26 protein-coding genes are annotated in these 25,271 nt (G+C 39.0%); 15 read left to right on the forward strand and 11 right to left on the reverse strand.

Going from position 1 to position 25,271, the window contains the following annotated elements; genetic code table 11:
- Both AB8M93_RS14090 and AB8M93_RS14095 read left to right on the forward strand, forming a co-directional pair.
- Positions 1 to 1,287: a glycosyltransferase family 4 protein gene (locus tag AB8M93_RS14090; RefSeq protein WP_373058771.1), complete on the forward strand. Its 1,287-nt coding sequence runs from the start codon at positions 1 to 3 to the stop codon at positions 1,285 to 1,287.
- 3 nt (positions 1,288 to 1,290) lie between these two features.
- The gene (locus AB8M93_RS14095) at positions 1,291 to 2,754 is read left to right on the forward strand and encodes an oligosaccharide flippase family protein (protein ID WP_373058773.1); all 1,464 of its coding nucleotides are present in this window, start codon (positions 1,291 to 1,293) and stop codon (positions 2,752 to 2,754) included.
- A 77-nt stretch (positions 2,755 to 2,831) separates the two neighbouring features.
- Here AB8M93_RS14095 and AB8M93_RS14100 read toward each other — a convergent pair whose 3' ends face one another.
- The 4 genes from AB8M93_RS14100 to uvrA form a co-directional block, all read right to left on the reverse strand.
- Positions 2,832 to 3,989 carry a hypothetical protein gene (locus AB8M93_RS14100; protein ID WP_373058775.1) on the reverse strand — a complete coding sequence of 386 codons (1,158 nt, stop codon included), beginning with the start codon at positions 3,987 to 3,989 and terminating at the stop codon, positions 2,832 to 2,834.
- A gap of 173 nt (positions 3,990 to 4,162) precedes the next feature.
- Positions 4,163 to 4,318 carry a hypothetical protein gene (locus AB8M93_RS14105; protein WP_373058777.1) on the reverse strand — a complete coding sequence of 52 codons (156 nt, stop codon included), beginning with the start codon at positions 4,316 to 4,318 and terminating at the stop codon, positions 4,163 to 4,165.
- Positions 4,308 to 4,772 carry a PIN domain-containing protein gene (locus tag AB8M93_RS14110; RefSeq protein WP_373058779.1) on the reverse strand — a complete coding sequence of 155 codons (465 nt, stop codon included), beginning with the start codon at positions 4,770 to 4,772 and terminating at the stop codon, positions 4,308 to 4,310. Before AB8M93_RS14110 ends, AB8M93_RS14105 begins: the two co-directional genes overlap by 11 nt.
- Positions 4,773 to 4,921: 149 nt before the next feature.
- A complete protein-coding gene (gene uvrA, locus AB8M93_RS14115) occupies positions 4,922 to 7,708 on the reverse strand; it encodes an excinuclease ABC subunit UvrA (protein WP_373058781.1) in 2,787 nt (928 codons plus the stop codon).
- A gap of 225 nt (positions 7,709 to 7,933) precedes the next feature.
- On the opposite strand from uvrA, the gene AB8M93_RS14120 reads away from it, so the two are divergent.
- Together AB8M93_RS14120 and AB8M93_RS14125 are read left to right on the forward strand one after the other, a co-directional pair.
- A complete protein-coding gene (locus tag AB8M93_RS14120; RefSeq protein ID WP_373058783.1) occupies positions 7,934 to 8,521 on the forward strand; it encodes an RNA polymerase sigma factor in 588 nt (195 codons plus the stop codon).
- Positions 8,522 to 8,577: 56 nt separating this feature from the next.
- Complete coding sequence (locus AB8M93_RS14125; protein ID WP_373058785.1) at positions 8,578 to 8,730, forward strand: hypothetical protein; 153 nt, start codon at positions 8,578 to 8,580, stop codon at positions 8,728 to 8,730.
- Between the two features lie 51 nt (positions 8,731 to 8,781).
- On the opposite strand, the gene nth is transcribed toward AB8M93_RS14125, so the two are convergent.
- Entirely contained in the window at positions 8,782 to 9,444 is a 663-nt protein-coding gene (nth, locus tag AB8M93_RS14130; RefSeq protein ID WP_373058787.1) for an endonuclease III, read from the reverse strand.
- Positions 9,445 to 9,474: 30 nt separating this feature from the next.
- Here nth and bcp point away from each other — a divergent pair, with 30 nt between their 5' ends.
- Positions 9,475 to 9,924, forward strand: coding sequence for a thioredoxin-dependent thiol peroxidase (gene bcp / locus AB8M93_RS14135; RefSeq protein ID WP_373058789.1), 450 nt, complete (start codon positions 9,475 to 9,477; stop codon positions 9,922 to 9,924).
- 326 nt (positions 9,925 to 10,250) lie between these two features.
- Here bcp and AB8M93_RS14140 read toward each other — a convergent pair whose 3' ends face one another.
- The 6 genes from AB8M93_RS14140 to porX form a co-directional block, all read right to left on the reverse strand.
- Positions 10,251 to 10,628 (reverse strand): DUF4258 domain-containing protein, encoded by a 378-nt coding sequence (locus AB8M93_RS14140; RefSeq protein WP_373058791.1) that lies wholly within the window; start codon positions 10,626 to 10,628, stop codon positions 10,251 to 10,253.
- Between the two features lie 196 nt (positions 10,629 to 10,824).
- Entirely contained in the window at positions 10,825 to 12,024 is a 1,200-nt protein-coding gene (locus tag AB8M93_RS14145) for an alanine dehydrogenase (protein ID WP_373058793.1), read from the reverse strand.
- Between the two features lie 63 nt (positions 12,025 to 12,087).
- Positions 12,088 to 12,396, reverse strand: a complete 309-nt coding sequence (locus AB8M93_RS14150; RefSeq protein ID WP_373058795.1) for a hypothetical protein — start codon at positions 12,394 to 12,396, stop codon at positions 12,088 to 12,090.
- A gap of 232 nt (positions 12,397 to 12,628) precedes the next feature.
- Positions 12,629 to 12,775, reverse strand: a complete 147-nt coding sequence (locus AB8M93_RS14155; protein WP_373058797.1) for a hypothetical protein — start codon at positions 12,773 to 12,775, stop codon at positions 12,629 to 12,631.
- A 280-nt stretch (positions 12,776 to 13,055) separates the two neighbouring features.
- Positions 13,056 to 13,460 carry a tRNA (adenosine(37)-N6)-threonylcarbamoyltransferase complex ATPase subunit type 1 TsaE gene (gene tsaE, locus AB8M93_RS14160; protein ID WP_373058799.1) on the reverse strand — a complete coding sequence of 135 codons (405 nt, stop codon included), beginning with the start codon at positions 13,458 to 13,460 and terminating at the stop codon, positions 13,056 to 13,058.
- Positions 13,461 to 13,593: 133 nt separating this feature from the next.
- Complete coding sequence (gene porX, locus AB8M93_RS14165; protein ID WP_373058801.1) at positions 13,594 to 15,144, reverse strand: T9SS response regulator signal transducer PorX; 1,551 nt, start codon at positions 15,142 to 15,144, stop codon at positions 13,594 to 13,596.
- A 101-nt stretch (positions 15,145 to 15,245) separates the two neighbouring features.
- Between porX and AB8M93_RS14170 the strand changes: the two genes are divergently transcribed.
- The 10 genes from AB8M93_RS14170 to sucD all read left to right on the forward strand — a co-directional run bounded on the left by AB8M93_RS14170 (position 15,246) and on the right by sucD (position 25,192).
- Positions 15,246 to 16,469, forward strand: a complete 1,224-nt coding sequence (locus tag AB8M93_RS14170; protein WP_373058803.1) for an HD domain-containing protein — start codon at positions 15,246 to 15,248, stop codon at positions 16,467 to 16,469.
- Positions 16,470 to 16,499: 30 nt separating this feature from the next.
- Positions 16,500 to 17,528 (forward strand): UDP-3-O-(3-hydroxymyristoyl)glucosamine N-acyltransferase, encoded by a 1,029-nt coding sequence (gene lpxD / locus AB8M93_RS14175; protein ID WP_373058804.1) that lies wholly within the window; start codon positions 16,500 to 16,502, stop codon positions 17,526 to 17,528.
- Positions 17,521 to 18,921, forward strand: coding sequence for a bifunctional UDP-3-O-[3-hydroxymyristoyl] N-acetylglucosamine deacetylase/3-hydroxyacyl-ACP dehydratase (locus tag AB8M93_RS14180; RefSeq protein ID WP_373058806.1), 1,401 nt, complete (start codon positions 17,521 to 17,523; stop codon positions 18,919 to 18,921). The genes lpxD and AB8M93_RS14180 overlap by 8 nt, the downstream gene beginning before the upstream one ends.
- Before the next feature lie 8 nt (positions 18,922 to 18,929).
- Positions 18,930 to 19,715: an acyl-ACP--UDP-N-acetylglucosamine O-acyltransferase gene (lpxA, locus tag AB8M93_RS14185; RefSeq protein WP_373058808.1), complete on the forward strand. Its 786-nt coding sequence runs from the start codon at positions 18,930 to 18,932 to the stop codon at positions 19,713 to 19,715.
- Positions 19,716 to 19,723: 8 nt separating this feature from the next.
- A complete protein-coding gene (gene efp / locus AB8M93_RS14190; protein ID WP_373058810.1) occupies positions 19,724 to 20,290 on the forward strand; it encodes an elongation factor P in 567 nt (188 codons plus the stop codon).
- Between the two features lie 251 nt (positions 20,291 to 20,541).
- Positions 20,542 to 21,471 carry a UDP-3-O-(3-hydroxymyristoyl)glucosamine N-acyltransferase gene (locus AB8M93_RS14195; RefSeq protein ID WP_373058812.1) on the forward strand — a complete coding sequence of 310 codons (930 nt, stop codon included), beginning with the start codon at positions 20,542 to 20,544 and terminating at the stop codon, positions 21,469 to 21,471.
- Between the two features lie 5 nt (positions 21,472 to 21,476).
- The gene (locus AB8M93_RS14200; protein ID WP_373058814.1) at positions 21,477 to 21,845 is read left to right on the forward strand and encodes a nuclear transport factor 2 family protein; all 369 of its coding nucleotides are present in this window, start codon (positions 21,477 to 21,479) and stop codon (positions 21,843 to 21,845) included.
- A 132-nt stretch (positions 21,846 to 21,977) separates the two neighbouring features.
- The gene (locus AB8M93_RS14205) at positions 21,978 to 22,349 is read left to right on the forward strand and encodes a BlaI/MecI/CopY family transcriptional regulator (RefSeq protein ID WP_373058816.1); all 372 of its coding nucleotides are present in this window, start codon (positions 21,978 to 21,980) and stop codon (positions 22,347 to 22,349) included.
- A gap of 77 nt (positions 22,350 to 22,426) precedes the next feature.
- Positions 22,427 to 24,043, forward strand: coding sequence for a M56 family metallopeptidase (locus AB8M93_RS14210; protein ID WP_373058818.1), 1,617 nt, complete (start codon positions 22,427 to 22,429; stop codon positions 24,041 to 24,043).
- Positions 24,044 to 24,316: 273 nt separating this feature from the next.
- Complete coding sequence (gene sucD / locus AB8M93_RS14215) at positions 24,317 to 25,192, forward strand: succinate--CoA ligase subunit alpha (RefSeq protein ID WP_373058820.1); 876 nt, start codon at positions 24,317 to 24,319, stop codon at positions 25,190 to 25,192.
- Positions 25,193 to 25,271 lie beyond the last annotated feature (79 nt).

Here is a 25,271-nt window from a genome sequence, read left to right on the forward strand (position 1 = left end):
ATGAAGAAGGTACTCATTATCACGTATTACTGGCCTCCTGCGGGTGGCCCCGGAGTACAGCGCTGGCTTAAATTTGCAAAGTACCTGCGGGATTTTGATGTGGAACCCATAATTTATACTCCTGAAAATCCCAGCTATCCCTTAACCGATGAATCTTTGGAAGCTGAAATTCCGAAGAGTCTTAAGGTGCTGAAGCATAAAATTTTAGAACCCTATACCGCAGCCAGAATTTTTTCAAAAAAAGATACCCAAACTATTAGTTCCGGGATTATTGTAAAGGAGGAGAAACAGAGTTTTCTGCAAAAACTGATGCTTTACATCCGGGGAAATTTCTTTATTCCTGATGCCAGGAAGTTTTGGGTAAAACCTTCAGTAAAATACCTTGACAAAGTTTTGGATGAGCAGCAAATAAGTAGCATTATCACAACCGGGCCGCCGCATAGCCTGCATCTTATTGGCCTTCAGCTTAAACAAAAAAAGGACATTACCTGGATTGCCGATTTTCGTGATCCCTGGACCAATATTGGTTACCATAATAAGCTAAGGCTTTCAAAAAGTTCCCAAAAGAAACATGCAATCCTGGAAAAAGAAGTATTAAATACGGCAGATCATGTACTTGTGACCAGTTTTACCACAAAAAAAGAATTTGAAGCAAAAACTCCTAAACCGGTATCTGTAATTACCAATGGATTTGATACAGAAATTGCTTCGGAAAATCCCAGCCTGGATAAAAAGTTCACTTTTTCACATATTGGCTCATTGCTTTCCGGCAGGAATCCTTTGAACCTCTGGAAAGCTTTTGGTGAATTGGTGAGGGAAAATAAAGGTTTTGCGGAAGATTTTGAGCTACGGCTGGTTGGAGCGGTGAGCGGGGAAGTATTAACTTTTATAAAAGCCGAAGGATTGGAAAAGCATCTGAAACTTCAGCAGTATGTGCCGCATGAAGAAGCGATAAGAATTCAACGTTGCAGCCAGGTTTTGCTTCTTATAGAAATAAACAGCGAAGAAACCAGGGGAATAATTCCCGGGAAAGTATTTGAATATATGGCCGCAAAAAGACCAATTTTGGCACTAGGACCTGAAAACTGGGATGTTTACAAAATTTTGGAGAACACTGCTGCCGGACAGTTTTTTGAATATTCAGAAAAAGAAAAAATCAAACGCCATTTAGTTGATCTTTATTCAGCCTATAAAAATAATCGACTACAAGCGGAATCATTGAAAATAGATCACTATCACCGTAAACACCTTACTGCTAAACTGGCTAATTTGCTAAAGGAAATCTAGGCTATGGGGATCATTATTAACCAGTCTTTTAAAAATATGGTCACCACCTATATAGGCTTTGGGATTGGGGCTGTAAATACGCTTTTTCTTTTTACTTATTTCCTGGAACAGGAATACTATGGACTGGTGAGTTTTTTACTATCAGCGGCTAATTTAATCTGGCCTTTTCTAGCCTTTGGGGTTAACAGTACGATCATTAAATTCTTTACTTTTTATAAAAGCAAAGAAGAGCAGGACCGGCTTCTTAACCTTGTTTTACTGCTGCCGCTGGCCGTTTCAGTAGTATTTGGTATTGCAGGGATTTTCTGCTATGATTTGCTCCTTAAATATTTTTCAGATAAAAATGAACTCGTGCAGCCATATATCTGGTTAATTTTTGTAGTCGCTGTGGCAACGGCATATTTTGAAGTTTTTTTTTCCTGGTCCAAGGTGTATTACAAAAGCGTTTTTGGGAACTTTATGAAAGAAGTTTTTCATCGTTTTTGTATAAGTGCGTTCCTGCTGGCGGTGTATTTTAACTGGATTAGCGTGAATACCTTTATTTACTGTACTGCCGGGGTTTTTGTTTTTCGTGCCCTGGCGATGGCCGTTTATGCTTTTATCCTCTACACTCCTAAAATTGGATTAAGATTTCCGCGGAATTTGATGCCGGTATTAAAATATTCCGCGCTTATCCTTATTGCCTCTTCAGTAGCCATGGTTTTGCTTGATCTGGATAAGGTGATGATTGAATATTATCTTCCCATCGAAAATGTGGCAATTTATGGAATTGGAATATATATTGCCACCGTGATTTCTGTTCCGCAGAAGGCCATGCACCAGATCATTCATCCTATGACGGCCAATTTTTTAAACGCTAAAGATAAGGACGGGCTGAAAGATTTGTACAAAAGAAGCTCGATAAACCTACTTATTGTAAGCGGGATCATATTTATTCTCATTATCACCAATCTCAATGAACTTTACAAATTGATTCCTGAAGAATATAATTTAAGCATTATGGTGGTGCTGCTTATAAGTTTGGTGAAACTCTACGATAATATGCTGGGCAGCAATAACAGTATTTTGTTTAATTCAGATTATTACAGGATTGTATTGGGAATTGGTGTTTTTCTAACCCTGCTTGCTTTTGTGCTGAATATGATTTTTATTCCCCTTTACGGGATTGAAGGTGCTGCGATAGCAAGTTTTCTCGCCTTTTTTATCTATAATACCACGAAGATCTTTTTGGTTCATAAAAAATTTAAAATCTACCCATTTACAAGATTAACGTGGGTGATTTTGCTTTTTACAGCCCTAATGTGCGCAGGGTTTTATTTTTGGGAATTTCCATTCCATCCGCTTATAAACATTGCTTTAAAATCTTTAATAATTAGTGTTCTCTACCTGGCTGTTGCAGTGAAATTCAATTTTTCCAGTGACGTAAATGAGCTGCTGAAAAAATATTTAAAGCTGAAAAGCCTATAAACAGAAAACCCCCAGGTGTCTCTCAACATCAAGGGGGTTTTCCAACTAACCAACCAAAAAATTAAATTATGAACATTTTAATTATTACTTCTCACATTCCGTGCCGAACTTCTTCGTGAAGCGGAAGAATTTGAACTTTCTCCTGCGGTTCTTGCCGGTGCTGCAGAAGCCCTTGAGGAGCTTCTGGAAACCGCCCTTCGGGAGCCTGTAGTTCCCTGGCTTTTTGCAGGGATGCTGCGTCTAACGCTACTACTTTGGGAACTCCTATTACTGCTTTGAGTGTTATTTATCTTAGCCGAAGGAGTGCTTCTTCGGGAGGTTTCTCCAGCTTCACTTCCTCTGGAATTTATGCTTCTTTCTATTCGTGCTGAAGAGGTCCTGGACCTGTTTACTTCAGTTCGTGTGCTGCTATTATTTTGTAACTGTTTCCTGCTGTTACTTCTGCTACTCCTGCTAATGGCTGGAGAAGATGTACGTTTTTGAGGAGAAGTAATATTCTCCCTCTGGGCCACACTTCGGTTAGACCTTACGGCATCTGTTCTTACGTCTCTTTCTTCAGTTACAACTCTGCCGCGGGAGTAAGAAATATTGTTATCATTAGGCCTGTAAAAATTTTTCCTGTAAGGCTTATTGTAGTAATGGTTATTATAATAGGTTACATATTGATTATAAGTAATACGGTTAGGCTGATAATAAGCCCTGTAGGGACGGTTATAGACAATGCTAACATTAGCACCTGGCCGGGTGTAGTAAGAATGCCATGGCCGGGGAATATAGCGCCGGTTATACCGGTTAATGTAACCTGAATAAGAAATACGGTTAAACCTGTCGTAATTTATAAACAGGTTTCCTACCCGTGCTACCTGGCCATAATAATTATAGTCAATCAGCACATCGCCTGCCTGAATAATTCTTCCGTAGTAATCATAATACACCGGAACATTTTCTATCTGGATCACTGCTCCATAATCATCATACTGCACGTAAGGATCATAATTATAACCCGAGTTGTAACTAATATTTACATGAGGGGTAGCGATATTTACAATGCTTGTTCTTCTGAAATCCGGGTTAAAATAAAAGTCAAATTCACCATTAGGATAAACGGCAAATTCCACTCCATCTTCAACAAAGATGAAAGAATCACCATAACCTACCGGAAGGTTCGAATTTGTGGAAGCCGAAGCCGACAATCCCACAAAAAATAATGCTAGTAAAAAGGTAAAATTTTTCATGGTGCTTAAGTTTTAAGTGAAGACCGGTTAAAGTCATCTTAAATAAAACAAAGTGCATGCCAGAAAATTTTAAAGTCATTTACTTCTCAAAAATCAATCAAGAATATGGCGCTCATTCTAAATATACCAAGCTTTCGGTTTAACTATTTCCTGCCAATTTTTTATGTATATTATTAGGAACTGGGCTTTAGTCGGCTTTCCATTCTCACTTTTTTGAAGTAAGCAATAATTTCTTCTTTGGTCATTTTCGCCAACTCGGCACTTAACTTATCTTTTTGCTCCCTTGCAAATTTCACGGCATCAAAGCCTTTTTTTGTTTTAGTTTCCATACTTCATCAATTCTCTTGGTGAGCGAATGTCCAATTGTTTATATCCTTTTTTAATGTTGATGGAATTGTAGCCACGTATTCGCTCTACATTTACGAGATGCTTAAAATTCCAACTCACGAGTAAGTCAGCTTGATGTATTGTTGCTAGTGCGATGTGCAGACAATCAGCAAAGTTTGTTTGTCCCACAACTTTTTCGGCTATATATTCAACTGCCAATTCCACTGCCTCGTCATTTTCATCAAGGAATTCAGTAAAATCGCTTTTTAATCCTGTAATCAACTTCACAATCTTTTGGGGTGCTGGTTTAAGTTCCCTTTGCAGTACGGCAGATAAAAGAATTATAAATTCCCCATTATTTATTCGCCTAAATAGTGGTTTGGTAAATTCATCGAATTCAGGATCAAAATAGCCGCCGAAAACTGAAGTATCCAAATATATCCGCTGTTTTTTCATATTATAAATTTACGAAATTGAGAGAGATGTTAAATTTCAATAGAAAATATTTTCCGCCTAGTGATCATCAAAGCATAACGCTATATTTTATATTTTATTTATTGATAATCAAATAGATGATTTATCAGCAATACTGTTATATTTAAAGATTACATTTTTTCTTTTAGATACTTTGAGGTATAGGAATTCTTATTTTTAACAACTTCTTCCGGAGTGCCTTCAGCAACAAGATTTCCACCTCTCTGGCCACCTTCAGGCCCAAGGTCTATAACATGATCTGCGCATTTTACCAGGTCCATATTATGTTCAATAACTACCACAGAATGCCCTTTTTCAATAAGCGCATTAAAAGATTTCAGCAACTTTTGTATGTCATGAAAATGCAAACCTGTAGTGGGTTCATCAAAAATAAATAAAGCTTTCTCTTTTGTGTTTCCTTTTACCAGAAAAGAAGCAAGCTTGATTCGTTGTGCTTCCCCACCGGAAAGGGTGGAAGAGCTTTGCCCAAGTTTTACATACCCCAGCCCAACATCTTTAAGCGGCTTCAGTTTATTTACGATTTTCTCCTCATTGTTTTCGCTGAAAAAGTCGGTGGCATCGTCAATGGTCATGTTCAGCACGTCATCAATATTTTTATCAGCAAAAGTAACTTCCAGTACTTCCTTTTTAAAGCGTTTTCCGTCGCAGGCTTCACATTCCAGGTGAACATCTGCCATAAACTGCATTTCTATGGTTACTTCACCTTCACCTTTACACGTATCACAACGCCCGCCGTCTACATTAAATGAAAAGTGTTTGGCTTTATAGCCTCTTATGGAAGACAAACGCTGATTCGCATATAGATTACGGATATCATCGTACGCCTTGATATAGGTCACCGGGTTAGAACGGGAAGAGCGGCCAATCGGGTTCTGATCGATAAATTCCACACTGCCCAGATTTTTAAAACTTCCTTTGACCTCAGTAAATTGTCCGGCTTTTTCGCCATAACCTCCCAGTTCTTTTTGAACCGCAGGGTAGAGGATCTTCTTCACCAAAGTACTTTTACCGCTTCCGGAAACTCCGGTGATTGCTGTAAAAATTCCCAGCGGAAAAGTGACATCAATATTTTTTAAATTGTTCTCCCGTGCTCCAACCACGGTAATCAATTGTTTTGAAGTCCTTCTTTTTTGCGGAACTTCAATTTTCATCTCCCCATTAAGATATTTTGCCGTTAAGGAAGTAGATTTTAAGATTTGCGGAAGGTTTCCCGTAGCGACTACCTCGCCGCCGTTAGTTCCTGCTTCCGGGCCAATATCTATAATTTCATCGGCGGCGTTCATAATATCTTCATCGTGTTCCACAACAATAACCGTATTGCCAAGGTTTCGAAGATGTTGAAGTACGCCAATTAGCCTCTCGGTATCCCGTGGGTGCAGCCCAATTGAAGGTTCATCAAGAATATACATAGATCCCACGAGGCTGCTCCCAAGGCTGGTGGCCAGGTTAATGCGCTGCGATTCCCCGCCGGAAAGCGTGTTGGATTTCCTGTTGAGGGTAAGGTAATCCAGCCCAACATTAGATAAAAATTCTAACCGGTTTCGGATTTCAGTCAGGAGGCGTTTGGCAATTTGCGTGTCGTATTCGTTAAGCTCGAGATTTTTAAAAAACGCCCGTACTTCATCCAATGGTTTTTCCACCAGGTCCGTAATATTAAGCCCGTTAATTTTGACATAATGTGCTTCCGGCCGTAACCTTTTACCTTTGCACATGGAACATCTTGTTTTCCCACGGTAACGGGAAAGCATAACCCTGTTCTGAATTTTATAGGCTTTGCTCTCCAAAAATTCAAAAAACTGGTTTAGGCCTTCAAAATATTGATTGCCATTCCAAACCAGCGCTTTCTGCTCTTCAGTTAACTCGTAATAAGGTTTATGGATGGGAAAATCGAATTTGTGGGAATTATTCACCAGCTGGTCCCTGTACCAGCTCATGCTCTCACCTCTCCAGGGGAAAATGGCATTTTCGTAGATTGATAAACCGGTATTGGGGATAACCAGGTCTTCATCTATTCCAATCACGTCACCGTAGCCTTCACATTTAGGGCAGGCGCCATAAGGATTATTAAAGCTGAACAAATGCACGTTTGGTTCCAGAAAACTCATCCCATCCAGCTCAAATTTATTGCTGAAGTGATGCTGCTCCCCATCCTTCATCTTCTGAATGTACAGCTCGCCTTTTCCCTCAAAAAAAGCTGCTTCCACCGCATCTGCAAGCCGGTTAAAAAAGTCTTCTTCATCTTTGGTAATAATCCGGTCTACCACCAGGGAAGTTTTCTCGGGATTTAAATCTTTAAGATCGGCTTCATCTATTCGCTGTACGGTATCTCCCACCTTAATTCGGCTGTATCCCTGCTGGGCAAGAATGTTAATTTTTTTTTCCAGGGACCGCCCATTTTCAATATGAATGGGGGCAAGGAGTAGTAACTTTTCACCTTCTTCAAAACTTTTTACATAAGAAATAACATCAGAAACCGTATTTTTTTTCACTTCGTTACCGGAAACGGGAGAATAGGTTTTGCCAATCCTGGCAAAAAGCAGTTTCAGGTAATCGTATATTTCAGTAGAAGTGCCCACGGTAGACCTGGGATTGGTGGAATTTACCTTTTGCTCTATGGCAATGGCCGGCGCAATCCCCTTTATGTAATCCACTTTTGGCTTATTTAAGCGTCCTAAGAACTGGCGCGCATAAGAAGACAGGCTCTCTACATACCTTCGTTGCCCTTCAGCATAAAGTGTATCAAAGGCCAGGCTGGATTTTCCAGAACCGGAAAGGCCGGTGATAACCACCAGCTTGTTTCTGGGAATAACAACATTTATATTTTTAAGATTGTGCAGTTTAGCACCTTTAATAATAATATTCTGTTTGGGGTTTACCTTCGCAACGTCAATGTTCATTTTCTTTTTTCTAAAGTAAGGATGCAAAGGTACTTAATAAGCAGCAGTGTAAAAAGCCGGTCAATTCTTAGAGTAATGTTAAATACTTAATGTTTTATTTGTATATCTCAATTTTATCTTGCTATATTTGACACCATACAACAAATCTGTCTGCCTATAGTACAAAGTTACTTTTAAACTAAAACCTAACCCCGGGAACTTCTTGTTCCTGAAAAAGTAACTAGTATGGTAAACGAACAGATAACCGACGCTTATCTTGTAAGAGAGTATATGCACGGTGATGAACAGGCCCTTTCTACCTTAATTAATCGCCACCAACACAGAATTTACAGCTTCATATTTTCAAAGGTTTTTGACAGAGACGTGGCTGAAGATGTTTTCCAGGAAACTTTCATCAAAGTAATTAATACGCTTAAACGTGGAAAATATAATGAGGAGGGAAAATTTCTTCCGTGGGTAATGCGCATTGCCCATAACCTTGTGATAGACCACTTCAGAAGAAATAAAAGGATGCCGAAATTTGAAAATAACGGCGATTTTAATATTTTTTCAGTTTTAAGTGATACGGGCCTTAACGCCGAAACACAACTCATTAAAGACCAAATAGAAAGCGATGTGCAGGAACTTATAAAGGAACTTCCTGAAGATCAGCTGGAAGTGCTTACCATGCGTATTTATAAAGACATGAGTTTTAAGGAAATTTCTGAACGTACCGGCGTGAGCATAAATACGGCTTTGGGCCGCATGCGTTATGCGCTCATAAATCTTCGGAAACTGATCGATAAGCGTAACATAATTTTAACAAATCACTAAACAATAATCCCCTTTTATTGGCGTTTTACTTAAAACCAAACGCAAAAAATTATTAAATGGGGAAAATTTACTTTAAGAAATCTTCAGCTGAAGAAAATCTGAAAAATTTAAAGCCGAAAAAAGAAACTATAGATTTTCTTTTAAATTATTCAAAAGCTTTAAGTGTGATAGACGGAAAAATTATGAAGTTTAGTTTGCTTCTTAATTGAAAATGTGAAAAAAGACCTGTGGTTAGCCAGCAGGTCTTTTTCTTTTCAACTTTATTTCCTGCTCTTCTTTTTATAATAGTCATCAATCACGCTTTTCCTTCCCACAGTTTTAGTGATAATATCCTTTTCAAGATCCCAGCCCCGGGCAGGCGAAAATTGCCTACCATACCAGATAATCTGCAGGTGCAATTTATTCCAGAGATCTCTGGGGAAAAGCCTTTTGGCATCTTTTTCGGTTTGGGCCACGTTTTTCCCGTTACTAAGGTTCCAACGGTACATAAGCCTGTGAATATGGGTGTCTACGGGAAAAGCCGGAACACCAAAAGCCTGGGACATGACCACACTTGCGGTTTTATGACCCACAGCGGGGAGTGATTCCAGCGCTTCAAAATCTGCAGGAACCTGTCCATTATATTTCTCGATCAAAATTTTAGATAAGCCATGAATGCCTTTTGATTTCATGGGAGAAAGTCCGCAGGGTTTAATAATATCTTTAATTTCTTCTACTGAAAGTGTTACCATCTTTTGCGGAGTATCGGCAACTTCAAAAAGCAGGGGGGTTATCTGGTTCACTTTTACGTCTGTACTTTGGGCTGAAAGTAAAACAGCAATCAGTAAAGTGTACGGATCTTTATGGTCCAGGGGGATGGGAACTTCAGGATAAATATCATTAAGTGTTTTTATAACGAATGCTACCTTTTGCTTTTTGTTCATATTGATTAATTTTAGGCAAAAATAGAAATTATGACAACATTAAAAGCAGGGGACAAAGCTCCGGAGTTTTCAGCAGAAGATCAGGATGGAAATAGCGTAAAGCTTTCAGATTTTAAAGGAAAGAAGCTGGTTTTGTTTTTTTACCCAAAAGCAAGCACACCCGGTTGTACTGCAGAAGCATGTAATTTGAGGGATAACTGGAAAAGTTTTAAGGAAAATGGGTACGCTATTTTAGGCGTGAGTGCCGATTCTAAGAAAAGGCAGCAAAATTTTAAAAATAAGTATGAACTGCCTTTTCCTTTATTGGCCGATGAAGACAAGGAAGTGATAAACGCTTATGGGGTTTGGGGGCCTAAAAAGTTTATGGGAAAGGAGTATGACGGCATTCACCGTACCACCTTTATTATAGATGAAAATGGTAAAATTGAAGAAGTGATCCAAAAAGTTAAAACCAAAGAGCATTCTGCTCAAATTTTGTAGTTTACTTTTTTGCTGTAAATTATAGGCTACGAGCTTTTTCACTTGTAACTTATGGTTTACAGCAATTTTTAGGACTTTAGGTTAGTAGGAATTGTTTTCAGCAGATGAATTTCAAAACCCACAACTCAAAACCGACAACTTTTTCAGCTGTTCACTGAAACCAAGAGCATTTTATCCACAAATTCCTAAATCTTTTTCAAAACACCTGAAAGATAGCAGACACAATTTTTTAAGGCTTTAGGTTTCAGGTTATTCAGAATTGTTTTCAGCAGAGGAATTTTAAAACCCCACAGCTCACAACTCAGAACTGACAACTTTCCACTTTTTCACTTCTTTAGCTTTACATCCATAATGGTGGCCGTACTATCACAATTCTCAACCTGTAGTTCCAGATTTTTTAGCTCTTGAGAAGCTCCTGAAATATAGTAGATGCGGCAAGGTTCTCTTTGTGTCTCACTTTGCCCAAAATCTACGTCACCGTTTTGCAGGATCCTAGACACTACTGAGGTATCTACATCTTTATTTTCGAAAGAACGAAGCGCTTCTTCTGAAAAAGTCCATTTATTAGCCCTGATATTTTTTAGGACCCGCGCGTTCGGAAAATAGCTGCAGGAAGTCTTTTTCCCGCTAAGGAAGAATACTAAAAAAATGACTCCCAGGGTGAGTCCAAAGCCAAAATAGGCGAACCTGTGAATTAATTTCATTTAGGAATTTTAGAATATTGCAAAAGTATTAAACCAGGTCCGGATGTTAAAGCCGATAATGATAATATTGAAAAAGCTTATGTGGAATTATGGGAAATTAAACAGTACTCAATTCTAATTTAAATTTATCAATCTTTACCTCTTTATCCTGGTTCTTTTCTCATGCCTTTTGTTTCTATGATCTTTTCTTTTAGAATTAAAAGATAAGAAGGTTGATATCCCGATAATTAAGGTCAAACCAGTCGGCAATAGATTTGTTGGTTAAAATTCCGTGGTAAAAATACAGTCCGCTTCTAAGGCCTTTATCGAAACGTAAGGTGTTTTCCAGGCCACCTTCTTCGGCAATGTGAAGCAGGTAAGGCGTAAATATATTGCTGATGGAAAGAGATGAAGTGCGCGCATATCTTGAAGGGATATTGGGGACACAATAATGGATTACATTATGTTTTTCGAAAATAGGATTGTCGTGTGAGGTAATTTCACTGGTTTCCACACATCCCCCCATATCTATACTCACATCAATAATTACCGCGCCTCTTTTCATAGAGGAAACCATATCTTCAGTAATTAAAACCGGGGAGCGGTTTTTTCCTCTTACAGCACCAATTAACACATCGCATCTTCGTAGCGCTTTGGTTAAATTTTTAGGCTGAATAGTGGAGGTGTAAAAGGTTTGTCCCAGGTTAGATTGAATACTTCTCAGCCTGGTAAGGGAGCTGTCAAAAAGCTTAACGTTTGCTCCCAGTCCCAGGGCAGAGCGGGTGGCGAATTCGCCCACTGTACCCGCGCCCAAAATTACTACTTCTACGGGGGGAACACCGCTAATATTGCCAAACATAAGCCCATTGCCTCTGGCATGGTTGCTCATAATTTCTGAAGCGATAAGCACTGAAGCCGTGCCCGCAATTTCGCTCAGGGCTTTAACAATGGGATAAGAACCATCTTCATCCCGGATAAATTCAAAGCCAAGGGCGGTAATGCGTTTGGCAGCAAGTTTCTGAAAATACTCCTTACACTGTGTTTTTAGCTGAAGTGCAGAAATTAAAACCGTTTGCGGGTTAATCATTTCCAGCTCTTCCATAGAAGGCGGCTCAATTTTAAGGATGGTAGGACAGGAGAAAACCTTACGGGTATCTCTGGTGACTTCAGCTCCGGCATTGCTGTAATCGCGGTCACTAAAGCGGCCCCACTTCCCGGCATCAGATTCTATAAGCACCCTGTGCCCGTTTGAAGTAATAGCGGCTACGGCATCGGGGCTTAGACATACTCTTTTTTCCTGGTATGAAGTTTCTTTGGGAATTCCTATAAATAATTCCCCCTTGTTCTTGTGGATTTCAAGGGTTTCTTCCTGCGGAATAAGTTGTTCTTTGGTAAAAGGAGATACCTGTTTCGCCATACTGTTTTGCAATAAGAGTTAAAGTACGACTAATTTAGGAAAATAAATAAGAAGAAGCAGGAATCAGAGTTTCCGGTAGTAGTCTTCCACCAACATTTCTTCTTCAATGCCTTCATTTTCTTCCCGGAATGATTTAATTTCTTTTCTGTCCCTTTCCGAAATATGGGAAAAAACAGATACATCAGTTTCTTCCAGTTCGCTAAGGTTTTCTAATCCGTAGATTCTATCAAAGATTTTAATTCTAATAAGATAAACAATGGAAAGAATTATTATAAAGAATGGTGCAAGGTAGATTAATTGATTGGTATCCATAGGGTTAACTTCCATATAAACATCCTCATAAAAAGCTAATATTAGTTGAACTGAATACATGCAAATAGGTACAAGAATAACATGATACCACCAATGTTTACAGGTAAAAAACCAAATCATGAGTAGCAATAGGGGAATAACTTTCCCCAAATAAGTCCAAGCTGCCGCTAAAACACTCTCATAATAAAGACTGTGATAGGTAAAAAAAGAATTTTCCCAGACGGGACCGTCTGGGAAAATTTCATACAAATAAAATAAATATGGTGAAAAAGCAATAAATAAAGCTATTAAACTACCCGTGAGTAGGTACCCTGATGGCCGAGCGATCGATTGCTTGCTTTTTGATGATTTCTTTATCATGGTTATTATCAGTAGTTGAAGTTACAAAAAAGCTTGCTCCAAAAATTGCTGCTGCGAATAATACTGCTTTGATTTTCATATTTGTGTTTTTTAAAGATTGGTATTTCGTTTTGTTTCTGATACAAACCTATAAAAAACATAAAACCCTGCCGCTAAATATATTAATTGTACTTTTGCAGCCTTTTTTTGAGCAAGAAAATCCCGCTTTCTGAAAATTTCACTTTTCAAAAGTAAGGTAAACTTATTTGAATTTTCGTTTAGTTGCCAAAAAATATTCTAACAGCTTAATTGAAAACAATAATATGTAATTTTTTTCTTACAAGTCCATTTTGGCTATTATTTTCTTTTTCCTAGATTTTTTAACATAGTTTTAACAATCTTCGATTTCCATTTTTGACCGTAATTTCCACTTTTTGGGCATCTTCGGGAAGAAGAGAAAGAATTTTTTGAGGCCATTCAATAAATTTCCAGGCATCAGTATCAAAATAATCTTCAATGCCCATATCTAAAGCTTCAGCTTCAGAGGTAATACGGTAAAAGTCGAAATGAAAAATGCGTCCCTCCTGAGAAAGATATTCGTTAACTAGAGAAAAAGTGGGACTGGAAGCGGGCTCTTCTGCACCTAATTGGCGCGAAAGGGCATTAATAAGAGTGGTCTTACCGGCACCCATCTCACCATAAAAAAGCAAAGTCCTGCTTTTTGTATGACTGAGAATATGGTGTACGGCCATATCCAACTGGTCCAGATCGTAGGTTAACGACATTTAATATTCAGATTTAGGGATGGTAAAGGTAAGTAATTTATTGTTATAAACCACATACTTCTGAATATCAGTCCTATAGGGAATCTTACCTAATGTATTTTATCGGATAAATTAAGCACTTTATCGGTATTTTTTATTTTGGAGATAAAATTATGTAGGGGATTATCATCTCCTCAAGGGAAACTCCACCATGCTGGTAGGTATTCCTGTAGTAGCTTACATAATGATTGTAATTATTGGGATAAGCAAAAAAGAGGTCTCCTTTTGCAAAGATAAAGGAGCTGCTCATGTTAAGGGTTGGTAAGTGAATGCTTTTGGGATTGGTAGCTGCCAGCACGTCCTTATCTTCATAGGTAAGGCTTTTGCCCGTTTTATATCTTAAGTTTAAGCTGGTTTCTTTGTCTCCTATTACTTTGGACGGGTTCTTTACATTTATGGTACCATGGTCTGTAGTGATGATAAGTTTGAAGCCTAATTGTTGTGCCTGCTGGATAATCTCGAGTAGCGGAGAGTTTTTAAACCAGCTTTGGGTAAGGGATCTGTAAGACTTATCATTGGAGGCAAGTTCTTTGATAACCTCCATTTCTGTTTTTGAGTGGGAAAGCATATCCACAAAATTGTAAACTACCACGGTAAGGTCGTTGCTCTTTTGGGTCTTGAAATTTTCAACTAGTTTTTTTCCTGCTTTTAAACTGCTTATTTTATGATATTCATATTTATAATCCAGACCCAGTCTCTTGATTTGCTCATGTAGAAAATTTTCTTCAAAATTGTTTTTCCCCCCTTCATCGGTATCATTTTTCCAGTATTGCTGGAAAAGCTTTTCCATATCGCCCGGCATTAGTCCGGAGAAAATGGCATTACGGGCATACTGGGTTGCTGTAGGAAGAATACTGTAATAGAGGGCTTCTTTTTCTTTTTTATAAAAGTTACTCACTGTAGGTTCAAAGGCTTTCCACTGGTCATACCTCAAATTGTCCACCACAATTAAAAGCGTGGGCTGCTCTTTGCTCAATTCGGGCACCAGCTTTTTTTTAAATAGCGTATGAGACATAATGGGAGCTTCGGCATCTCTTGAAAACCAGGCGGCGTAATTTTTATCAATAAATTTACAAAACTGGGTATTTGCTTCCTGCTTTTGGGATTCCAGGATTTCCCTCATACTGCTGTCTTCAATATTTTCCAGCTGCAGTTCCCAATAGGTAAGGCGCTGGTACATATCAGCCCATTCTTCAAATGTGTTAACCTGCGCAAGGTCCATAGCGATTTTACGGAATTCCTGCTGATAGCTGGACGTTGTCTTTTCAGAAACCAGCCTGGACAGATCCAGGTTTTTTTTGATACTAAGCAGGATTTGGTTTGGATTAACCGGTTTTATAAGGTAATCGGCTATTTTGGAGCCAATGGCTTCCTCCATAATATATTCTTCTTCGCTTTTGGTGATCATCACTACAGGAAGGTTCTCGCTTTTCTCCTTAATTTCAGATAAAGTTTCCAAGCCGGTAAGGCCCGGCATATTTTCATCCAGAAAAACAATATCAAAACTCTCCTCTTCCAGCTTCTCCAGGGCTTCAGTCCCGCTTTTACAGGTGGTAACCTTGTAATCCCGGTTTTCCAGAAATATGATATGTGGTTTTAAGAGATCTATTTCGTCATCTACCCAAAGTATTTTGATGTTGTTCATTTTAGAATATTTACAGCCTTTTTTGCTTATGCGGCTTTTCGGTTCAACAAATGCCTGTTATAGGCTTCAATATGTATATTTGTAATACTAAACTATAAAGCTTGGCTTCACAAACAAAACTCAAAATATTAAACGATCCAATTTACGGATTTATTACCCTTCCTAACCAGCGGATCTTTGATCTTATTGAGCATCCTTATTTTCAACGGCTGCGCCGGATTTCTCAAATGGGCCTTTCTTACCTGGTGTACCCGGGTGCACATCATACCAGGTTTCATCATGCCCTGGGTTGCCTGCATTTAATGCAAAAGGCGGTGCGGATGCTTAAATATAAGGGAGTTAAAATTTCTGAAGAAGAGGAGGAAGCCCTGCAGATTGCCATTTTATTGCACGATATAGGGCATGGCCCTTTTTCTCATGCGATGGAACACAGTATTGTGGAAGGGGTAGATCACGAATGCATTTCGCTTCTCTTTATGGAAGAAATGAACTGTAATTTTAACCAAAGTTTAACGCTGGCCATCAGCATGTTTAAAGGGGAATATAATCGTCCTTTCATGAACCAGTTAATTTCCAGCCAAATGGACATGGACCGGCTGGATTACCTTAAAAGGGATAGTTTCTACACTGGTGCCGCGGAAGGAAACATTAACAGCGAACGCCTAATTACCATGCTTAATGTGGTAAATGATGAACTGGTGGTAGAGGAAAAAGGAATTTATTCCGTAGAAAAATTCCTGGTGGCCAGAAGGCTAATGTACTGGCAGGTTTACTTACATAAAACCAGCCTTGTGGCAGAGCAATTGTTAATAAGGGTTCTAAGACGTGCCAAAGAATTAATTGAAAATGGGCATAAAGTGGCATCCAGTTCAGCCCTAAATTTCTTTCTGGAGAGAAAAATTAGCCGCGAAAGCTTTACAAAAGAAGTTTTAGCTGAATTTGCCCGGCTTGATGATTATGATGTGGTATGCGCAATGAAAGAGTGGGTAAAATGCGAAGATTTTGTACTGCGAAACCTTTGCAGTATGATCATTAACAGGGATTTGCTGAAGGTGAAAATCAAGAAAAAGAAGCCTTCGCTTCAAAAAATTGAAAAGCATAAACAGCTGCTTCAGAAGAAGCATTCACTTACCGCTCATGAAGCCGGTTACTTTGTTTTTAGTGGAGAAATAACGAATCTGGCATATAAAAAGGAAAAGAACAACATCAATATTCTTCATAAAAACGGCAAAATTAATGACGTTATTAAGGTTTCAGACCAATTAAATTTGAAAGCCTTATCCAAAACCGTGGTAAAATATTATATCTGTTATCCTAAGTCTTAAGATTAGCGCATTTTTTTTACTTTTGCCAGAATGAAGTTTACAGCAGCACAAATAGCAGAGATACTGGAAGGGGAAGTGGAAGGAAATCCTGAAGCCGAGGTTTCTGAATTGGCCAAAATTGAAGAAGGTTCAGAAGGTTCACTTACTTTCCTTAGCAATCCTAAATACACCTCCTATATTTACAAGACCAATGCTTCTATCACTATTGTAAATAAAGATTTTGAAGTAGATCAGCCAGTGCATACCACCCTTATTCGGGTAAAGGATGCTTACAAGGCCTTTTCAACTTTATTGGCTTACTATAATGAAATTAAACTCAATAAAAGCGGAATAGAGCAGCCCAGCTTTATTTCAGAAACTGTAAACCACGGGGAGAAACTCTATCTTGGTGCTTTTTCATATATAGGAGAAAATGTAAAAATTGGAGATAATGTAAAAATTTATCCTAGCTCATATATAGGCGATAACGTGAAGATTGGAGATAACGTAACTATCTTTGCGGGGGTAAAGATCTATTCTGAAACCATTATAGGTAATAATTGTGCGATCCATGGCGGAGCGGTAATTGGAGCCGATGGCTTTGGTTTTAGCCCGGATGAGAATGGAGTGTACAGTAAAGTGCCTCAAATAGGGAATGTGGTTATTGAAGATAATGTAGATGTTGGGGCAGCTACAACTATAGATAGGGCCACGCTGGGTTCCACAATATTGCGGCAGGGTGTGAAACTGGATAACCAGATCCAGATTGCCCACAATGTGGAAATAGGTGAAAATACGGCTATTGCAGCACAAACCGGAATAGCCGGTTCCACCAAAATCGGGAAAAATTGCCTTATAGGTGGTCAGGTGGGGATTTCGGGCCATCTTACTATAGGAGATCGGGTAAAAATCCAGGCACAATCCGGGGTAGGACGCAATATAAAAGATGATGAAATGCTACAGGGTTCCCCTGCAATAGGATATAGCAACTACAATAAATCTTATATACATTTTAAAAATTTATCTCAAACGATAGATAAGCTAAACCAACTGGAAAAAAAACTGAAAAATAATGGCTGAAAAGGTGTCAAAGCAAAAGACCATTGCAAATGAAGTCTCCCTTAAAGGGGTGGGGCTGCATACAGGGCAGGAGGTAACTCTTACCTTTAAACCGGCTGAGGAAAATACAGGATATCTTTTTAAAAGGGTAGATCTTGAAGGAAGCCCGGTAATTGAGGCCGATGTTAATTATGTTGTTAATACCCAGCGGGGAACAAACCTGGAAAAAAACGGGGTGAGCATCCAAACCTCGGAACATGTGCTGGCTGCCTGTGTGGGTTTGGAAATAGATAACCTAATTATAGAGCTCAATGCATCAGAACCTCCAATTATGGACGGGTCTTCTAAATTTTTTGTGGAAGCCCTGGAAAAAGCGGGAGTAGTAGCGCAGGAAGCTGAAAGAGAGGAGTACGTGGTAGACGAGGTGATGTGCTATCATGATGAAAAATCCGGAAGCGAGATTATAGTGATGCCTGCAGAAGAATACCAGGTGACTACAATGGTGGATTTTGGAACAAAAGTTTTAGGAACTCAAAACGCCAGTATCTCTAATTTAAAGGAGTTTAAGAATGAAATAGCCAATGCCCGCACCTTCAGTTTTTTACATGAACTTGAGGCTCTACTGGAACATGGGCTTATAAAAGGTGGAGATCTTAACAACGCTATTGTTTACGTAGATAAAGAAATTGGAGAGGAGACACTTCAAAAATTAAGGCATGCATTCAAAAGGGATAAAATTGCCGTAAAACCAAATGGTATTCTTGATAATTTAACGCTTCATTATCCTAATGAAGCTGCCAGGCATAAGTTATTGGATGTGCTTGGCGATCTTGCCTTGGTGGGCACTAAAATAAAAGGTAAGGTAATTGCCAATAAACCGGGACATCATGTAAATACACAATTCGCAAAAAAACTGGCCAAAAAGATCAAGGATTCCAAAAGGAACAATGCTCCAAAAATCGACTTTTCCCAGAAGCCATTGATGGACGTTATAGACATCATGAATACTTTGCCGCACCGTTCCCCGTTTTTACTTGTAGATAAAATTTACGAGTTAACCGAAAGTTCGGTGGTGGGAATGAAAAATGTGACCATGAATGAGCCCTTTTTTGTGGGACATTTTCCAGGGAAACCGGTTATGCCAGGGGTATTACAGGTAGAAGCTATGGCCCAAACCGGTGGGATTCTTGCTTTAAAATCGGTGCCGGACCCGGAGAATTACCTTACTTATTTTATGAAAATAGACAACGTAAGGTTTAAGCAACAGGTAGTTCCCGGAGATACCCTTATTTTTAAACTGGAGCTCCTGGCGCCAATCCGCCGCGGAATTTGCCAGATGCAGGGATACGCTTATGTAAATGGAAAAATTGCGACTGAAGCTGTTTTAATGGCACAAATTGTAAAATCAAAATAAAAGAATTTATGAACCAACCTTTAGCATACGTGCATCCTGGTGCCAAAATCGCCAAAAATGTGGTCATAGAACCTTTTACAACTATACACAACAATGTTGTAATTGGGGAGGGAACCTGGATTGGTTCTAACGTTACTATAATGGAAGGGGCCAGGATTGGTAAAAATTGCAATATTTTTCCCGGCGCAGTAATTTCTGCGATCCCTCAGGATAAAAAATTTAATGATGAAGATACAGTAACCGAAATTGGGGATAATACCACCATCAGGGAATGTGTAACAATTAACCGTGGTACTTCAGACCGGATGAAAACGGTAATTGGAAAAAATTGCTGGATCATGGCGTATTGCCATATCGCCCACGACTGTATTGTGGGAGATAACTGTATTTTTTCAAACAACAGCACGCTGGCCGGGCATATTAATGTAGGGGAACATGTAATACTCGCAGGTATGGCGGCAGTTCAGCAATTTTGTAGTATTGGAAACCATGCTTTTGTAACGGGCGGGTCCCTGGTACGTAAAGATGTACCCCCATTTGTAAAGGCCGGAAGGGAACCACTTTCTTTTGTGGGTATTAATTCCATTGGGCTGAGAAGAAGAGGTTTTACTACAGAAAAAATCAGGGAAGTCCAGGATATTTACCGCATTTTGTATCAAAAGAATTATAACAATTCCCAGGCTGTCGCTATAATTGAAGCAGAAATGCAGGCAAGCGCAGAAAGGGATGAAATTTTGGAATTTATTAAAAACTCACAAAGAGGTATCATGAAAGGATACTTCAGCTCAAACTAAAATAGATAATGGCAAGTACTAGTGATATTAGAAAAGGATTGTGCATTCGGTACAATCATGATATTTATAAAATTATAGAATTCCTTCATGTAAAACCCGGGAAAGGCCCTGCCTTTGTTCGTACAAAATTAAAAAGTGTCACTACCGGAAAGGTTGTGGACAATACTTTTTCCGCAGGACATAAAATAGAAGATGTGAGGGTGGAGACGCATAAATACCAGTTCCTCTACCATGATGGGGAATTTTATCATTTTATGCATGTAGAAGATTATACGCAAATCAGGCTAACCGAAAATGCCCTGGATATGCCCCAGCTTTTAAAAGAAGGAGAAATACTTACCGTATTAATCAATACTGAGGATAACATCCCTCTTTCTACTGAAATGCCCGCAAGCGTTGTTCTGGAGGTCACTCATACAGAGCCGGGCGTAAAAGGGAATACTGCCACAAATGCCACCAAACCGGCAACTGTGGAGACAGGAGCAGAAGTGAATGTGCCGCTATTTATAAATGAAGGTGATAAAATCAAGATCGAAACCGAAAAAGGTACGTATAAAGAACGTATGAAGGAGTAGTTAAAGGAAAGTAGGAGGTAAGAAGGACGAAGGCAGAAGTGGAAAAGAATTGACAATGGAAAATTGACAATGGAAATCCAGGACATTTAAATATAACAAAAATAGCTCCCATCCTTTTTAAGGAGGGGTGGCCACAGGCCGGGGTGGTTTTTTCCTTAATTTAAATGAAAAATGAATGTTTGCATAAAATTAAAAGAGTATCCCAACAACCTATAGTTTTTAATTCTAACGTCTAACGACTACCGTCTATCATGAAATTTCAGCAAAAACATACGCTTAAGCAAATAGCCACAATCCTTTCCTGCAATTATGTGGGGGATGAAGGTTTTCCTGTGGAAGGAATGAATGAAATTCACGTGGTCACGCCCGGTGATATTGTTTTTGTGGATCATCCAAAGTATTATGACAAGGCGCTGAATTCCGCCGCAACCATTATTTTAATTAATAAAGAAGTGGAATGTCCTGAAGGAAAAGCATTACTAATTTCCGATGATCCTTTCCGGGATTTCAATAAGCTTACCGAATATTTTAGGCCTTTTCAGAAGTCAGGGCAAAACATAGCTTCTTCAGCAAAAATAGGAGAGGGGACAATTATCCAGCCTAACGTTTTTATTGGAAATAATGTGGAAATTGGTAATAATTGCCTTATTCATGCCAACGTAAGCCTTTATGATTATACCATAATTGGCAACAATGTCACGATACATTCCGGCAGCGTCCTGGGCGGTGACGCCTTTTACTACAAAAACAGGCCGGAGGGTTTTGATAAATTAAAGTCCGGCGGCCGGGTGGTGATAAAAGACAACGTAGATATTGGTGCCAATTGTACTATAGACAAGGGAGTCACCGGGGATACCACCATTGGGGAAGGTACAAAACTGGATAACCTTATACAGATTGGCCATGACACGGTAATTGGAAAAAAATGCCTAATTGCCTCCCAGGTTGGTATTGCTGGAGCGGTAATTATTGAAGATGAAGTAACAGTTTGGGGCCAGGTTGGAATGCGCAGTGGCATAACTGTAAAAAAAGGCGGTGTCATGATGGGGCAGGCCGGTATTACCAAATCTACCCAGGAAGGAAAAATTTATACCGGCAATCCAGCGATGGAATCCCGTGCAAAATTAAAAGAGTTGGCGCTCTTGCGACAATTGCCTAAATTGATCGATAAAATAAAATAGCAGATATGAGTAAACAGGGAAAAGAAACCATAGAAAAATTTTATGAATGCTTTTATACAGATCCCGATGTTATTACAAAATACCTGCATCCTGATGCCAAACTTACCTGGAATAGCAGTACGGGGATGAGATTGATGAGGTATGAAGACATTTCGGCCTTTGCTGCTGAGATGGCCGATTCCTATGAATCTTTGCGTATTGAAGTTAAGAACATTTTGCAAGAGGGTGAAGAAGTGGTAATTAATTTTACTTATTACGTAAGCACTATCGAAAATCCCGATGAAGAAATTCCGTTAGCGCACTTCATGGCGATCTGGCAAATAGAAAATAATAAGCTTAAAAATGGCCACCAGATAAGCCAGTTAGCCGACTAATCGTACCACAGTTTTCGAAATCATAAGTCCCTGTCATAACCAGACAGGGATTTTTTAATTTTATTCACTCTATGTTTGTAGAATTAAAAAATTATTCTACATTTGTAGAGTAAATTCTAATTCTGTAGAACAATGCAGCTTTCAAATTCAGAAGAACAACTTATGCAGATCCTTTGGAAGAAGGAAAAAGCTTTTATGAAAGAGCTCATTGCGGCTTATCCAGATCCCAAACCGGCAACAACCACTATTGCCACTTTGCTAAAGCGCATGCAGGACAAAAATTTTGTGGATTATGTACAATATGGCCGTTCCCGGGAATATTTCCCGCTGGTAAGGAAAAAAGATTATTTCTCTAAGCAGGTAAATGGCCTTATCAAGAATTTTTTCAATGATTCAGCCTCTCAGTTTGCTTCTTTTTTCACCAAAGAATCCAATTTAAGCCAGGACGAACTGGAAGATTTACGGCAGCTTATAGAGGAACAAATTAAAAGGAAGAAAGCATGATTATTTATCTTCTAAAATCGACGCTATGCCTTCTGTTGCTTTTTTCATTCTATAGATTAGCGCTGGAAAATGAAAAAATGCACCAGTTTAAAAGGTTCTACCTCCTGGGAGCAATGCTGTTATCTCTTTGCATTCCTTTAATTACTATTTCTTATGAAACCGAAGCCATAGAGCTCCCTGCTCAGATTCAGAAAGAGGCTGTTTTTATAAAGGCTGCCGAAAATAACAATATTCAGCAGTCGGTTTGGAGCACGGCAGATTTTTTTCCGTATATCCTATGGGCGGGTTACATGATAGGATTTTCAGTTTTTGGCTTTAGGTTTCTGCGGAACCTGCTTCAGTTTAGAAATAAAATCAGGTTTAACAGGAAAGTGATTTCAGCAAAATATACCAATGTTTTACTTCGGAAGAAAACCGCACCGCATTCCTTTTTAAAATATATATTTCTGAATAAAAATGATTTTGAAGAAGATAAAATTGCGCCTGAAATTTTACAGCATGAACAGGCACACGTGCTGCAAAAACATACCTGGGATATCCTTTTAGTAGAAGTGCTTCAAATTATATTCTGGTTTAATCCTTTGTTTATCATGTATAAAAGGTCTATCAGGGTAAACCACGAATTTCTTGCAGATGCAAGTGTAATCGCAAAAGATCATCACATACTCACTTACTCCCAACTTTTAGTTCATTACTCGGCAGGTGCTCATCACAACGCAATGTCGAGTGCATTTAATCATTCATTAACCCGCCTGACGATTTTCGGCAAGAAAATTTTTAAAGAAAAGCCGGGCCGCCAGGTCAAAAAACGAATACTTATGATTTCAAAACCATTTTCAGAAAAAAGAATGGCAGCAAGATTAAGCCTTCTGCCATTAGTAATTGCCCTTTGCCTGTTTTTATTTAATAATGAAATTGTAGCAAAACCTTCAGCTAAAACAGGAAAAGCCCCAGATAAAAGTTTGCTTCATCCAAAACCCATAGAGCAGGTTTCTATGAAAAGTTTTCTTCAGCAAAAAGAAAAATCCATCTCTATTTTAATAAGCGGAGAAAATGTTATGCTGAATGGTGAAAAAGCCAGGCTTAAAAATTTCAGCAATAAATTAAATGAAGTTACCGAGGGCTGGACAGAAGAGGAGATTAAAAATACAAATTTGAATATTTCCATCTCCAATGCAGAAGAAAGCTTTCTCAAAAAATTAAATCAGGAGTATTTAAAAACAAAATTCGCAAAGATTAAAGGAGGAAGTTTATTACCGCCGCCACCTCCAGAGCCGCCACATGAAAAACTTCCCACACCGCCACCACCTCCTGCAATGGAAAAAACAAATGTTCCAGCACCTGCTGCTCCACCTGCTCCACCGGCACCAGATAGCCTTCGTCTTGAAAAAAGAAGGTCTGAAGCCATGCAGCTAAATTTCTCTAAAGACAGTGCACGCCTGCAGGAAAGGCTGGAACAACGGATGGCGCTAATGCAGGAAAGAGAAGCGCAAATGCAGGAAAGACAGGAAGAATTTGTAGAAAGGCAGGAGGAGTTTAAATCCAGGCAGCAGGAATTGCAGAGTAGGATGGAAATAAGTGATGATATGCGCGCGCAAATGGAAGAGCGAAGGAAGGAACTGGAAAAAAGACGCCGCCAAATGCTTATGCGCAGGGATTCTGTTTTTCGCATTATCAGGGATTCCATTAGGTAAATTACTGTGGTGAGATTATAATTTTTTAAGGAAGAGCCGGTACAATTGCCGGCTTTTGCTTTGCCGGAAAAGGCATTAAAAAGGCTGTAATTATCGCAAATAACGGTAGTAATCATTCTTTCTTCTTTTTTCGCTAAACTTTTACTGTTACGAAAAAATTCGGCTTGAAAACCCCGCGTGATTCAGGTCTTTTACTCAATAAACTTCTTAAAAGGCTTTAAACTTTATTTTTAAAAACCTACTTTTGCTATCGATTAAAATCAATACATATTTATGAGCGTTTTAGTAAATAAAGATTCGAAGATAATAGTGCAGGGGTTTACCGGAAGTGAAGGTACCTTTCATGCAGGTCAAATGATAGAATACGGGACTAACGTTGTTGGTGGGGTAACTCCCGGTAAGGGCGGAAGCGAACATCTGGATAAACCAGTTTTTAATACAGTTTCTGAAGCTGTTGAAAAAACCGGGGCAGATGTTTCTATAATTTTTGTTCCGCCGGCCTTTGCAGCCGATGCGATTATGGAAGCTGCCGATGCCGGAATTAAAGTAATTATTACTATTACTGAAGGTATTCCTGTAGCCGATATGGTGAAAGCTTCAGAATATATAAAACATAAAGATTGCCGCCTTATTGGGCCTAACTGCCCCGGCGTAATTACTCCCGAAGAAGCGAAAGTGGGAATTATGCCTGGATTTGTATTTAAAAAAGGAAAAGTGGGGATTGTTTCAAAATCTGGTACATTAACGTATGAAGCGGCAGACCAGGTAGTAAAACAAGGTTTGGGAATTACAACCGCCATTGGTATTGGTGGTGACCCAATTATAGGAACCACAACCAAAGAAGCAGTGGAACTTTTAATGAATGATCCTGAAACCGAATGTATTGTAATGATTGGCGAGATTGGCGGACAATTAGAAGCCGATGCCGCTAAATGGGTTAAAGAAAATGGCAATAAAAAGCCCGTTGTAGGCTTTATCGCCGGGGAAACCGCACCTGCCGGCAGAACCATGGGCCATGCAGGAGCCATAGTTGGCGGGAGCGAAGATACAGCCCAGGCTAAAAAGGCAATTTTAAAAGAAAACGGAATTCACGTGGTAGATTCTCCTGCGGAAATAGGTAAAAAAGTAGCAGAAGTTTTAAAAGGATAATTTCACTCATACTCTATACATCAAATCCTTCTGAGAATTGGTTAAAATAGCCATTTCAGAAGGATTTTTTATTTCAGGC

Origin of the sequence: Autumnicola aciditolerans (assembly GCF_041679265.1) — a bacterium.
Lineage (GTDB): Bacteria > Bacteroidota > Bacteroidia > Flavobacteriales > Flavobacteriaceae > Autumnicola.